Below are 13,980 nucleotides of genomic sequence, written 5' to 3'. Positions count from 1 at the left end.
TCAATTGGTCTTACCAATTCATAGTTCGTGACGCTAAAGTAACAAAGTATTCACCTTCTGTCCATACAGGTTTTGATTGAAATCAGTAAACCCGGCATCTTTTAACAACCTTACAGAAATCACGTTTCAGAAATGTAACTTTGCACATATGTCACATTTACCCACAAAGAGGCAGATTTAACCTTCCTGAAACGCAAACTTTTTCACATTGAACCGATTCAACAGGCAAAAAAGTGCATGAACATTCAAAAGCTTCGGTTAGGCGTTGAATAAAACCAGCGGAAGACACCGGGCTGGCGCATTTACATTTGGTTTCTTTTTATGCAACTCGTCGACATCCCTTCATAAAGCAGGTGCATTCACTGGCGCTTACCACTATTCTTCAACCTGCGGAAGACTACCAAGCAAGATTCACCATTCCGTGATGTAAAAAATAATGTACAGGAAACGGAAATTCATAATGACACGCGCTTAACCAAAGCGTAGAAAAAACAATCACTCACGAGGTTTCAAAATGGAAGGTCAACAGCACGGCGACGAACTGAAGCGCGGCCTCAAAAACCGCCACATTCAGCTTATTGCGCTGGGTGGAGCCATCGGAACGGGCCTGTTTCTGGGCAGCGCCTCCGTTATTCAATCCGCAGGCCCGAGCATTATTCTGGGTTATGCAATAGCAGGTTTCGTGGCCTTTCTGATCATGCGTCAGTTAGGTGAAATGGTGGTCGAAGAGCCCGTAGCCGGTTCCTTCAGCCACTTTGCCTACAAATACTGGGGCAACTTTGCCGGTTTCGCCTCCGGCTGGAACTACTGGGTGCTGTACGTGCTGGTCGCTATGGCGGAACTGACCGCCGTCGGCAAATACATCCAGTTCTGGTATCCCGAGATCCCAACCTGGGCTTCTGCGGCGGTGTTCTTCGTCGTCATTAACGCCATCAACCTGACCAACGTGAAAGTGTTCGGTGAGATGGAGTTCTGGTTCGCCATCATTAAAGTGGTGGCCGTGGTGGCGATGATCCTGTTCGGCGGCTGGCTGCTGTTCAGCGGTCATGGCGGCTCGCAGGCCACCGTTCGCAACCTGTGGGAGCAAGGCGGTTTCATGCCGCACGGCCTCCAGGGGCTGGTGATGATGATGGCCATCATCATGTTCTCCTTCGGTGGCCTTGAGCTCGTCGGCATCACTGCTGCCGAAGCCGATGACCCGCAAAAGAGCATCCCGAAAGCGACCAACCAGGTTATCTACCGCATCCTGATTTTCTATGTGGGCTCACTGGCTGTGCTGCTGTCTCTGCTGCCATGGACTCGCGTTACCGCAGACACCAGCCCGTTCGTGCTTATCTTCCATGAGCTGGGTGATACCTTCGTTGCCAACGCGCTGAACATCGTGGTGCTGACTGCTGCACTTTCCGTGTACAACAGCTGCGTGTACTGCAACAGCCGTATGCTGTTTGGCCTGGCACAGCAGGGCAACGCCCCGAAAGCGCTGACCAAAGTCGACAAGCGCGGCGTGCCGGTGAACACCATTCTGGTTTCCGCCGTCTTCACCGCGCTGTGCGTGCTGATTAACTACCTGGCACCAGAATCGGCCTTCGGCCTGCTGATGGCGCTGGTTGTTTCTGCCCTCGTCATCAACTGGGCGATGATTAGCCTCGCGCACATGAAGTTCCGCAAAGCCAAGCAGCAGCAGGGCGTCACCACTCGCTTCCCTGCCCTGTTCTATCCACTGGGGAACTGGATTTGCCTGTTCACCGTGGCTGCGGTGCTGATCATCATGCTGATGACCCCAGGTATGGCGATTTCCGTGTACCTGATCCCGGCGTGGATCGTTATCCTCGGCATTGGCTACATGATTAAACAGAAAGGGGCGAAGGCCGTTCGCGCTTAATCTCTCCACGCTCTGTATCCCATTGCGGGTACAGAGCGTTTCTCCCCCGCCAAAAGTGATGTACCATCCCACGGTTTCCGCCGACAAAAGGACCCGTGTCACCGATGAAAAAGAACCTGACGATCAAAGACATTGCCGAACTGGCGAACGTCTCCATCGCGACTGTTTCACGGGTGCTGAACAACAACAGTTGGGTGTCTGATAAGACCCGGGAAAAGGTACAGAAGGTTATCGACGAGCACCACTTCAGCCCTAATCTGATGGCCCGCAGCATGATTTCCCGCAAGAGCATGACCCTCGCGGTGGTCGTTTCAGATATCACCAGCCCTTACTTCGCCACGCTCGTGGAACAAATCGAAAAAGCCTGTCAGCAAGCGGGCTACAAAATCGTGCTGTTCGACACCCAATCGGCGAACAAGCGCAGCGAGTCGAATCAGGTGATTGCCGAAGATCAGATCTTCAGTACCATCGTCGACAGTCAGCTTGACGGCGTGATCATTCTTGGCGGCAACATTGACTATCTAAACATTCCTGAAGGCTATCTGGAAGGCTTGCAGAAGCTGATTGCCACGCTGCCAGTGATCGTCGTGGGAAGGAAACTGGCGCATTACGACTACACCTGTATCCTGCGCGACCAGGTGAACTGCGTGAAAATGATCACCCGTTATCTGCTGGAGAAAGGCCATCGCGATATCGCGTTTATTGGTGGCTCACCGGGCGTCTATATGACCGGGCAGCGCGTCAGTGCATTCCGTGAAACGCTGAAACAGGCTGGTATTGAGGCTGACAGCGTGCAGGTTATCGAAACCAACTTCTACGCCCAACACGGCTATGAGGCTATCAACAAACTGCTGAAATCAGGTCGCCCTCTGCCACAAGCGCTGCTGGCAATTAACGACCGTGTTGCGCTAGGTGCCATTCGCGCGCTGAAAGATAACAACCTGAACGTGCCGGAACACATTGTCGTCGCCAGCTGTGAATACTTCCCGGGCAGCGAATACGCCATTCCGCGCCTGACCACGGTAGATCATCAAAACAACGTCTTAGGTCAACAGGTGATCCATCAAATGATAACGCTATTGCAGGACAGATTGCCGGAATCTCTCGACATTCCCCCTCTGCTCATTTCCGGCGAATCAGCCTGAATGCCTTGCCGGATGGCGCTTGCGCTTATCCGGCTTACCACAGGACGCCACCGTCATTCGTAGGCCCGTGCAAGCGTTAGCGCCGCCGGGCAGTCCTCCGCCGGGCATTTCTCTGCCCCGCACACAAATTATTCAGATCCTCATCACAGATCCTCGTACGTAAAATTGACCATTAGATTTCCCTGATCATATTTTACTGAAAACGTTTTCAGGTTTTCAGCACAAAGAGGGTACGATGAAACCGACCATGATGACTTACATCCACGAAGAGCGCGCGACGCTCGCAAAAATTCTGGATAACTACCCTGCCGCCATCCCGGCAATCGAAGACGACAGCGAATGGCTGCTGCTGGCGACTGGTTCAAGCGTCAACGCTGCTGTCAGCGCCAAATACTACATCGAAAGCCTTTCTGACCTGCGCGTCACGATTGCTGAGCCGTTTCACTATGAGCATTTCGAAAAACATAACCCGTTCATTCGCACCGTCATTGCCGTTTCCCAAAGCGGGGAAAGCACGTCAACGTTGCATGCGCTGGCGACCTTAAAGCAACAGCATTCCCTGAAAACGGTAGGACTGACCAGCAAACCACAAAGCGAACTGGCGAAAACCGCCGACACCTTTGTGCTGCTGGATATTGGCGAAGAGCGTGTGGGCTATGTCACCAAAGGCTACGTTGCGACAATCCTGACGCTGATGTTGATGGGCTTACGTCACGCAAAAGCGGTGAAGGCGATTGATGATGCACGCGAACAACAGGAACTGAACCTGTTGCGCCAGGCCGTTGACGCGATTCCGGCGATTATCGACACCACAGAATCTTTCTTCGCTCGCTGGCAGGCAGATCTGATTGCTTCCCCGCGTTTCACCAGCATCGGCTACGGCCCGGCGGTAGGCGTGTGCATGGAGATGGCGACCAAGTTTACCGAAACGGTGCGCGTGCCTTCTCAGGGCATTGAAATGGAAGTGTTTATGCACGGCCCTTATTTCGAAATTAACCCTCAGCACCGTCTGTTTTTCCTCGACGTACCGAGCGTTGCCCAGGAGCGCCTGGCTCTGCTTCGCCAGTATGAACAGCGTCACACGCAGTACGTTTATACCGTCACACCAGGGGCCAGCAGCGATCCACACACACTGGCCCTTAATGTGAACGTGCCGGAAACCGTCCTGCCGTTACTGATGATTATCCCGTTCCAGATCCTCGCCCATCACATCGCGGAAGGAAAAGGGAACAACCTGCCACAGCGCATCTTCACCGACTTCGGTGTGGCTGTGAAAAGTAAAACCAAACCTGGCGATTACGCCTGATCGACTGCCTGTACCCTACACACTCAGAAGGTGCCTCACTATGGCGACTCAATTCAAACACGTTGCAGAGCAGATCCTCACCGCCGTGGGCGGCAAGGAAAATGTGGTTCACGCCACGCATTGCGCGACTCGTCTGCGCCTGAATTTGCAGGACGAAAGCAAAATCAACGAGCAACTGCTCTATCAGTTGCCAGAAGTGGTAAAGCTGGTCAACAACGGCAGCCAGTTCCAGATAGTCATTGGCCCCAGGGTCGAGAAAGTCTTTACGGCGCTGAATGAGTTGCTCCCCGGCGGCAGCGCTCCGGTGGAACAACCGGCGCACAAAAGCTCGCTGTTTAATCGTCTGCTCGCCACGCTGTCTGCTATTTTCACCCCGTATATCGGCGTGCTGGCGGGCGTCGGGGTGGTCAAAGGCCTGGTGGTGTTGTTGCAAACCATGGATCTGATCTCCACCAAATCCTGGCTGTTCGTGGTGCTGAATGCGCTGTCCAGCGGCGTGTTTGTAATGCTGCCGTTGTTCATTGCGGTGACCGCTGCGGACAAATTTAAAACCAGCCGCTTCACTGCACTGGCACTTACCGCAGCGATGATTTTCCCCCTCACCGATGCCGCCACGCCAAACAGCATTGAGATTTTCCACCTCACCTTCCCGCTGAAAATTTACGGCGGGGCGGTGATCCCAGCGATTTTTGCGGTGTGGTTCCTGAGCTACGTCGAGCGCTGGTTTAAGAAAGTTATTCCGGAAGTGGCGGCGCTGGTGTTCGTTCCGTGCCTCTCGCTGCTGGTCTGCGGTTTTGTGGTCTTCACGGTGATTGGCCCGATTGCCGATTATGTCGGGATTGGCATTGCCAACGCTTATACCTGGCTTTACAACCTGAGCCCGGTACTTTCCGGCGCGCTGTTGGCAGGGATTGGGCAACTGTTCGTGGTGTTCGGCGTGCACTGGGGCATTATCCCGATTGCGCTAATCAACATGCAGGTTAACGGCTATGACACGGTGATGGCGATGTTCATGTCCGCAGTGATGGGGCAGTTTGGCGCAGCATTTGGCGCTATCTTCATCGCCCGCAACCTGAAGGACAAACAGTTGGCGATTTCCGCGTCAATCTCAGCGTTCTTCGGTATCACCGAACCCGCGCTGTATGGCGTGAACCTGAAGTATCGCATGCTGTTTATCTTTGGCTGTATTGGTGCCGCACTCGGCGGAGCCATTACCGGTTTCCTGCGGGTAAAAACCTACAGTTTCCTGCCGGTGCTGAACGTGTTCGAACTGGGGTTGTTCAGCGGGCCTGATTCAAAAGCGATTTACGAGGTGATTGCTATCATCGTGGCGTTTAGCGTCCCGGCAATCTTAACCATCCTCTATGGCAAAACGCGTCAGCTCGTTCCGGCCACCGAGTTACGCTAATTCTCCACATGCTGTAGCGGCTGAAAACCGCTACAGCAGCCTGTTACCTGCTTCACACTTTCCCGCCTACAGCAGATTTGTCCATGTCATCACCGCATTCCTGCAACGCAATATTCCGTTAGCGAGCGAATAATCTTCTGCATATCTCATTGCGGGGACGCGTCGATGGAAAACAACAAATTAACGGTCAGAGAAAAAATCGGTTATGGCATGGGGGACGCCGGGTGCAACATCATCTTTGGCGCCATCATGCTGTTTGTGAACTACTTTTATACGGATATTTTCGGGCTGGCTCCGGCACTGGTGGGCGTATTGCTGCTCTCCATTCGAGTGATTGACGCCGTTACCGACCCGATTATGGGCGCAATGGCAGACCGTACCCGCAGCAAATATGGCCGCTTCCGCCCATGGCTGCTGTGGATTGCCTTCCCCTACGCGCTGTTCAGCGTGCTGATGTTCACCACCCCGGAATGGAGCTACAGCAGCAAAGTTATCTATGCGTTCGTCACCTATTTCCTGCTTTCCATCACTTACACGGCCATCAACATTCCTTACTGCTCACTGGGCAGCGTGATCACCAACGATCCGAAGGAGCGCGTGGCCTGCCAGTCTTATCGCTTCGTGATGGTCGGCATCGCCACCCTGTTGCTGTCGCTCACTTTACTGCCCATGGCCGACTGGTTTGGTGGCGATAACAAAGCCAAAGGCTATCAAATGGCGATGACCGTGCTGGCGTTTATCGGCATGTGCATGTTCCTGTTCTGTTTCGCTACCGTGCGCGAGCGCGTACGCCCGGCAGTACAAACCAATGACGAACTGAAGCGCGACCTGAAAGACGTGTGGAAAAACGACCAGTGGGTGCGCATCCTGCTGCTGACGTTGAGTAACGTCTGCCCCGGCTTTATCCGTATGGCGGCAACCATGTATTACGTGACGTGGGTCATGCAGCAAAGCACGCATTTCGCCACGCTGTTTATCAGCCTTGGCGTGGTGGGGATGATGATCGGCAGTATGCTGGCGAAAGTCCTCACCGATCGCTGGTGCAAGCTGCAAGTATTCTTCTGGACGAATATCACGCTGGCGGTGTTCTCCTGCGCGTTCTACTTCTTCGACCCGAAAGCCACCATGATGATTATGGTGCTCTACTTCCTGCTCAACATCCTGCATCAAATCCCTTCCCCGCTGCACTGGTCGCTGATGGCTGACGTGGATGATTACGGCGAGTGGAAAACCGGGAAACGCATCACCGGGATCAGCTTCTCTGGAAACCTGTTCTTCCTCAAAGTTGGGCTGGCTGTCGCAGGGGCAATGGTGGGCTTTCTGCTTTCCTGGTACGGTTACGACGCAGGTGCGAAAGCGCAAAGCGCGCAGGCGATCAACGGCATTGTACTGCTGTTTAGCGTGATCCCAGGCGTGGGTTATCTGATCACCGCAGGCGTGGTGCGCTTACTAAAAGTTGACCGCGAACTGATGAAACAGATCCAGAGCGATCTGGAAAAACGCCGCCAGAATTACCGCGAACTGAGCGACTATCAGGCACAGGCAGAACTGATAAGGAAACCACAATGACCGCATGGCCGAACCCTTTTATTGAACAGCGCGCAGACCCTTTTATTCTGCGTCACCAAGAGAATTACTACTTTATCGCTTCCGTGCCGGAGTACGACCGTCTGGAGATTCGCCGGGCGGCCACACTTGAAGGATTACGCGATGCAGAGCCTGTTGTGGTGTGGAGAAAACCAGATACCGGGCCGATGAGTCAGCTTATCTGGGCACCAGAACTGCACAACATCGACGGAACATGGGTTATCTACTTCGCTGCCACGCATACGCACGACCTCGACAAACTCGGCATGTTCCAGCATCGCATGTTTGCGCTAGCCTGCACGGATGAGTGCCCAATCAGCGGATCATGGGTTGAAAAAGGTCAGGTAAAAACGCCGTTTGATACCTTCGCGCTGGATGCCACCACCTTCCGCCACCAGGGAAAACAGTGGTATTTATGGGCGCAAAAAGCGCCAGATATTGCCGGAAACTCTAATCTCTATCTGGCAGAACTGGAAAACCCATGGACGCTGAAAGGCCCGCCGATACTGCTCAGTAAACCCGAGTTTGACTGGGAGTGTCGTGGATTTTTGGTTAATGAGGGCCCGGCAGTGGTGGTTCATGGAAACCGGCTATTTGTCAGCTACTCCGCCAGTGCCACCGACGAAAACTACTGCATGGGGCTGCTGTGGATAGACCTCGATGCGGACCCGATGCAGGCCAGCAACTGGCACAAATCACAGGTGCCGGTGTTCACCACCAGCTATGAAAACCGCCAGTATGGGCCGGGACATAACAGCTTCACGGTAACACCGGAAGGGGAAGATGTGCTGGTCTACCACGCGAGAAATTACACCGAGATTGAAGGCGATCCGCTCTACGATCCAAACCGCCATACGCGCTTAAAACTGATTCGCTGGAACGAAAAAGGGATGCCTGATTTTGGCATCCCGCCTGCGGATACTTTGTAAAATGGCCCATAGCGCTCCTTTTTATGAGGAGCGTTACTTATTTGTAGCGGAACAAATACAGAATATCCTGAAGTCTGTCAGACCAATTTAGCCCTGTTATGTGACAACTTCCTCAGTTGATAAAAAACATAACGATCGGACCAAATATCACAATGGCGCAATAACCCCCCGGTCCATAGAGTAAAAAAACACCACACTCAAAGGCTGGAGATAAAATGAGCACAGCAAAGAGATTGTCCATTGCCGAAAAAATTGGCTTTGGCATGGGCGATGCTGCCTGCGGCATTGTCTATTCCTCAGTAACGATGTTTTTAACCTATTTTTATACCGATATTTATGGGCTGTCGGCGGCAGCGGTTGGGACCATGTTTCTGGTCACCCGCGTACTCGATGCGATTACCGATCCGTTAACCGGGCTGCTAGCCGACCGGGTCCGCACCCGGTGGGGCCATTTTCGTCCATGGTTAATCTGGTTCGCCGTTCCTTATGCGGTACTGGCGGTATTCACCTTCACAACGCCGGAATTTGGCGCATCCGGTAAATTGCTGTATGCCTACATTACCTACACCTTATTAATGCTGTGCTACACCTTTATCAATATTCCCTACTGCGCGCTTGGCGGCGTGATCACCACGGATGAAAAAGATCGCTTATCCGCCCAATCCTATCGCTTTACGATTTCCTCGCTGGCCGGATTGGTCGTGTCGGTTGCCACCTTATTTTTGGTCGACTGGCTTGGCAAAGAAAATAAACAGTTCGGCTTTCAGGCCACCATGGCGATCATGGGCACCCTGGCTGTCGTGATGCTTTTTTTCTGTTTTTTCAGCACTTCCGAACGAGTGCGTCCTGCCAGCGAAACCCATCACAGTATGATCGGCGATCTGCGCATTTTGCTGGCGAACGATCAGTGGCGCATCGTGGCTGTCATCACCTTCTTTTCCAGCATGGCTGGCGTAATGCGCAGCGCCGCCACGCTCTACTACGCGACTTATCTGATGTTGGGTGGAATAGAAAGCGCCGCAGGGACAGCCATGAAATCAGCTTTTGTGTCCACCAGCGTCGTGGGCACCATTATCGGTAGTCTCGCCGCTGGCTATTTAGCGCAGCGTTATCGCGCGGTCTCCCTGTTTAAAAATATTAACTTACTGTTAGTGGTTATCGGGGTGGTGATGTTTTTTGTGCCTCCCACCTGGCTGGCGGTGGTCTTTCCGCTCTATTTTCTGGTGGGCTTTTTCCATCAAATGTACCAGCCTTTTAAATGGAATATGATGGCCAACGCAGCCGACTACGGGGAGTGGAAATTTGGCCGCCGGATAACCGGCCTCTCTTTTTCCGGCAACTTATTTGCCTTAAAAATGGGCATGGCGGTAGCCGGTGCTTTTGTTGGGTTTTCTCTCGGCTGGTTCGGGTATCAAGCAGGCGTCCCGGCGCAAACGGCGCTCGCCACCCATGGAATTATCGGCTTATTAACCCTCGGTCCTTCTCTCTCCTATTTTATTCTTTACTGGCTGAGCCGTTTTTATACGCTCGACGACACCATGATGGGCAAAATCCAGCGAGAATTGGCACAGCGGCAGCAGGCAGAAAGCAACAATACGGAACAAGAATCCCCTTTGCTGGTTAAAAAACCCAATCAACCGTTGCCCGCGGTCGGAGGAAATCATCATGGCTAATCACGCGGCACGCCCCGGTTATTATCAAAACCCCGTAATCCATGCTGATTATTCTGATCCAGATATCGTCCGCGTAGGGGATGATTTTTATCTGGTGGCTTCCAGTTTTAACCATTTTCCTGCCCTGCCCGTCCTGCACTCAAAGGATTTAGTCAACTGGAGCCTTATCAACCACGTATTTTCCACCTTTAATCTTCCGGTCTACGACAGTGTGCAGCCGGGCAAGGGCGTCTGGGCCCCCTCTATTCGCTATCATGACGGTAAGTTTTGGGTCTTTTTCAGCACCCCTGATGAAGGCATTTTTATGTCCTGCGCCAGCGATCCTCGCGGCAGCTGGAGCGCACCGCATTGTGTCAAACAGGCCAAAGGGTGGATAGATCCTTGTCCGCTGTGGGATGACGATGGGCGCGCGTGGCTGGTTCATGCTTTTGCCCATAGCCGCAGTGGCAGAAAACATCAGTTACAGCTCCTGGAGATGTCACCAGATGGTCGCTCGTTACTGGACGAAGGGCTGATTATTTATGACGGCACGCTGGATAATCCGACCCTCGAAGGGCCAAAACTCTACAAAAAGCACGGCTGGTATTACATCTTTGCTCCGGCTGGCGGCGTCGAAACCGGCTGGCAGACGGTCTTGCGTGCCCGTGCGCTACAAGGGCCATGGGAGACACGGGTGGTGCTCCAGCAAGGAGAAACCCGAGTTAACGGTCCTCATCAAGGTGGGTTTGTCGAACTGGCAAATGCAGAGTGTTGGTTCATGCATTTTCAGGATGCCGATCTCTACGGACGCCTTGTCCACCTGCAGCCCATGAGCTGGCAGGCCGATGGCTGGCCGCTTATCGGTGAACAGCGCTCTCCCGACGAGCCAGGCCAACCGGTGAGTGAACACCTGATGCCATCGGTGGCCCAACAGCCACAAGGTTTTCGTCAGCCGCAAACCAGCGATGACTTCGCCAGCGGGCACCCCGGAAAACAATGGCAGTGGCAGGCTCAGCCGCAGCCGAACTGGCTGGAGCCAGCCACCAATGCCCTGCGGCTAAGCTGTCAGCCAGTGCCCGAATATAACGGCGAACAGGCGCTCTACCTCCAGCCCAATCTGCTATTACAAAAATTCCCGGCGCGAAAGTTCAGCGCGACCACCTGTCTGCAAGCAGATTTTCACCATCCGGGAGAAATGAGCGGCTTAATCATTTATGGCGAACGCTATGCGGCGCTGGCGCTTTCACAGCACGAGGGGCAAGGTAAAATCGAGCTGATCGCCGCGTGGATGAGCGATACCGGTGTGCTGCATCAGCAGCAGCATGACATTGCCGTCTGGCCGTTAAACTGCCCGCTTTGGCTTAGAGTCGAGGTAAAAGCAGGCGGATTATGTACTTTTCAGTATGGTGAAAACGGCTGCGACTGGCAGCCAGTCACACCTTGCTTCGCGGCAGGAAAAGGCAAATGGGTCGGCGCAAAACTGGGGCTGTTTGCTGCGGCGGACCAGCCTTCGAAGTGGGCAGGTGCAGGAGTTTACACCCAGTTTACGGTTGAGAGCTGAGCTGAATGCCGGGCGGCACGTTGTTTGCCCGGCCTACCAAACCCGATAAATGGTGTAGGCCGGATAAGCGTCAGCGCCATCCGGCAGCGCTGGCTACACCAGCGTCCCGTAAATCGTCAGCAGCGCCATAATCACTACCGTCAGGTATGACGCTTTCTTCGCCATCGAGACCGCCGCTTTTGGTGTCGCCACTTTATCAACGTGCGGCTCACGCGCTAGCGAGAACTGCGCCAGCTGTGTCAGAACCTGGTATTGCGAACTGTGGCGGTCGCCAAGGGAAGCAAACCACGCCGGCAGCGCTTTTTCACCATGGCCAATCAACGCATACACCACGCCGACAAGGCGCACCGGAACCCAGTCCAGCACATGGAGAATGGCATCTACACCCGATTGCTGGCGATCGCGTGGGGTTTGATAGCGTGCAAGGAAGCTCTGCCAGGCGCGCAAAAATGCATAACCCATCAACGTGACCGGGCCTAAAGGGCCGCCGACGACAAACCAGAACAACGGCGCCAGATAATAACGGAAGTTGATCCACAGCAGCGCGTTTTGCAACTCGCGCAGATATTCACGTTCATCGCAGCCTGGCGGCACACCATGAATCAGCGTCAGCTCGCTCGCCATGGCATCGTGAGCATGGGCATCATCGCGCGACGCAGCTTTCAGATAGGCGTGATAATGCAGCCGCACTTTACCCGCACCAATACACAGCAGGCCAAGCAAGATCCACACCACCAGCAGCGGCACATTAAATAGCAGGCCGTGTAACGCGCGGGTCAACAGCCAGACAATCGCCATCGCGATAATCGTCATCAGCAGCGTGACGGAAAAAGAGTAGCGTTTAACCCGACGGAACAGCACTTCCAGCCGGTGATCAAGCTGCCAGTGTTCACCGAGTTTAAACAAACGCTCGGCAATCAGCACCAGTAGCGTGGTAAACAGCGTCATGTCATCTCCTTATCTGACGGTTGGCTCACCAGTGCGCGAAAACGTGGCCAGTCGAATGCCGGGCCGGGGTCTGTTTTGCGCACTGGAGCAATATCACTGTGTCCGGTCATGTGGCGGGCAATGGCCGGATAAGCCGAGACAAGCACGCGGGTCAGGGCCGCAAGCTGCTGATATTGTTGGTCGGTATAGGCTAAAGTATCGGTGCCTTCCAGCTCAATGCCAATCGAAAAATCATTACATTTTTCACGCCCCTGATACGACGACACCCCAGCATGCCAGGCGCGTTTATCGAAAGGAACGTACTGGACGATTTCGCCATCCCGGCGAATCAGGCAGTGTGCAGAAACCCGCAGGTGGGCAATCTCGGCAAAAAAGGGATGAGCATCAGGATCGATTGTTCCTGTGAATAGTGCATCAATCCAGGGACCGCCGAATTCTCCGGGCGGCAGGCTGATATTGTGCACCACCAGCAACGTGGGGGCTTCATCATCCGGGCGGCAATCATGATGCGGCGACGGCACGCGTCGGGCATTATCCAGCCACCCACCGTGTAACTGCATGCGGGCTCTCCTTAATGTATGGTGCTGAAATCCGGTTCAGAGTAGCATGTTTATAACTTATGATTCCTTACCATTTGGAGTTTTATCATGCCGCCTCGCCACTACAATCCTGAGCATCGTCGTGACGCGCTGCTGGAACGTATTAACCTTGATATTCCTGCTGCAGTGGCGCATGCGCTGCGTGAAGACCTGGGCGGTGAAGTCAGCGCCGCAAACGACATCACGGCACAATTGCTGCCCGAAGATACGCAGTCTCACGCGGTGGTGATCACCCGTGAAGCAGGCGTATTCTGCGGAAAGCGCTGGGTAGAAGAAGTGTTTATTCAGCTCGCCGGTGACGATGTCAGCCTCACCTGGCATGTGGAAGATGGCGATGTGCTGAGCATCAACCAGCCGTTGTTTGAACTGAAAGGCCCTTCCCGTGTATTGCTGACCGGCGAACGGACGGCACTCAATTTTATTCAAACGCTTTCCGGTGTTGCCAGTGAAGTTCGTCGCTATGTTGAACTGCTCGAAGGCACAAACACCCAACTGCTTGATACCCGCAAAACTCTGCCAGGCCTCAGAACTGCCCTAAAATATGCAGTTCTGTGCGGCGGCGGCGCGAATCATCGTCTGGGTTTATCCGATGCGTTTCTGATTAAAGAAAACCACATCATCGCTTCCGGCTCCGTACGCCAGGCGGTTGAAAAAGCCTTCTGGCTCCACCCGGACGTGCCGGTTGAAGTCGAAGTCGAAACCCTGGAAGAGCTGCAGGAAGCGCTGAAGGCCGGGGCTGACATCATCATGCTCGATAACTTCAACACCGGGCAGATGCGTGAAGCGGTAAAAATCACCGACGGTCAGGCTCGCCTCGAAGTGTCCGGCAACGTCACGTTCGACACTATTCGCGAATTTGCAGAAACCGGTGTGGACTACATTTCGGTCGGCGCGCTGACCAAACACGTGCGTGCCCTCGACCTCTCCATGCGCTTTAAGTAACACCTCAAACCTGAAGGGGAT

Annotated in this window: 11 protein-coding genes; 9 read left to right on the top strand and 2 right to left on the bottom strand. The window is 53.9% G+C overall.

The genetic code is table 11. The annotated features are described in order from the left end of the window. The first annotated feature begins 514 nt into the window (after positions 1-514). The 8 genes from aroP to ACI2I2_RS15635 all read left to right on the top strand — a co-directional run bounded on the left by aroP (position 515) and on the right by ACI2I2_RS15635 (position 11,470). Positions 515-1,882, top strand: a complete 1,368-nt coding sequence (gene aroP / locus ACI2I2_RS15670) for an aromatic amino acid transporter AroP (protein WP_404658724.1) — start codon at positions 515-517, stop codon at positions 1,880-1,882. 104 nt (positions 1,883-1,986) lie between these two features. Next, entirely contained in the window at positions 1,987-3,027 is a 1,041-nt protein-coding gene (locus ACI2I2_RS15665; RefSeq protein WP_404658723.1) for a LacI family DNA-binding transcriptional regulator, read from the top strand. A gap of 235 nt (positions 3,028-3,262) precedes the next feature. Continuing rightward, positions 3,263-4,333, top strand: a complete 1,071-nt coding sequence (locus ACI2I2_RS15660) for an SIS domain-containing protein (protein WP_404658722.1) — start codon at positions 3,263-3,265, stop codon at positions 4,331-4,333. 40 nt (positions 4,334-4,373) lie between these two features. Then, complete coding sequence (locus ACI2I2_RS15655) at positions 4,374-5,741, top strand: PTS transporter subunit EIIC (protein WP_404658721.1); 1,368 nt, start codon at positions 4,374-4,376, stop codon at positions 5,739-5,741. 165 nt (positions 5,742-5,906) lie between these two features. After that, positions 5,907-7,310 (top strand): glycoside-pentoside-hexuronide (GPH):cation symporter, encoded by a 1,404-nt coding sequence (locus ACI2I2_RS15650; protein ID WP_404658720.1) that lies wholly within the window; start codon positions 5,907-5,909, stop codon positions 7,308-7,310. Further along, positions 7,307-8,257, top strand: a complete 951-nt coding sequence (locus tag ACI2I2_RS15645) for a family 43 glycosylhydrolase (RefSeq protein WP_404658719.1) — start codon at positions 7,307-7,309, stop codon at positions 8,255-8,257. Before ACI2I2_RS15650 ends, ACI2I2_RS15645 begins: the two co-directional genes overlap by 4 nt. 215 nt (positions 8,258-8,472) lie before the next feature. Then, positions 8,473-9,930: a glycoside-pentoside-hexuronide (GPH):cation symporter gene (locus tag ACI2I2_RS15640; protein ID WP_404658718.1), complete on the top strand. Its 1,458-nt coding sequence runs from the start codon at positions 8,473-8,475 to the stop codon at positions 9,928-9,930. Continuing rightward, on the top strand, positions 9,923-11,470 hold the full coding sequence (locus ACI2I2_RS15635; RefSeq protein ID WP_404658717.1) for a family 43 glycosylhydrolase: 1,548 nt from the start codon (positions 9,923-9,925) through the stop codon (positions 11,468-11,470). Before ACI2I2_RS15640 ends, ACI2I2_RS15635 begins: the two co-directional genes overlap by 8 nt. A 93-nt stretch (positions 11,471-11,563) precedes the next feature. Here the strand turns inward: ACI2I2_RS15635 and ampE are convergent, their stop codons facing one another. Both ampE and ampD read right to left on the bottom strand, forming a co-directional pair. After that, entirely contained in the window at positions 11,564-12,418 is an 855-nt protein-coding gene (ampE, locus tag ACI2I2_RS15630) for a beta-lactamase regulator AmpE (protein WP_404658716.1), read from the bottom strand. Beyond that, on the bottom strand, positions 12,415-12,978 hold the full coding sequence (ampD, locus tag ACI2I2_RS15625; protein ID WP_404658715.1) for a 1,6-anhydro-N-acetylmuramyl-L-alanine amidase AmpD: 564 nt from the start codon (positions 12,976-12,978) through the stop codon (positions 12,415-12,417). The genes ampE and ampD overlap by 4 nt, the downstream gene beginning before the upstream one ends. An 87-nt stretch (positions 12,979-13,065) precedes the next feature. Between ampD and nadC the strand changes: the two genes are divergently transcribed. Continuing rightward, positions 13,066-13,959 (top strand): carboxylating nicotinate-nucleotide diphosphorylase, encoded by an 894-nt coding sequence (nadC, locus tag ACI2I2_RS15620; RefSeq protein ID WP_404658714.1) that lies wholly within the window; start codon positions 13,066-13,068, stop codon positions 13,957-13,959. Positions 13,960-13,980: the final 21 nt, after the last annotated feature.

Source organism: Scandinavium sp. NPDC088450, assembly GCF_044900545.1.
Lineage (GTDB): Bacteria > Pseudomonadota > Gammaproteobacteria > Enterobacterales > Enterobacteriaceae > Scandinavium.
The sequence above is the reverse complement of the archived record's forward strand: the minus strand, read 5'-3'. Positions and strand labels throughout refer to the sequence as shown.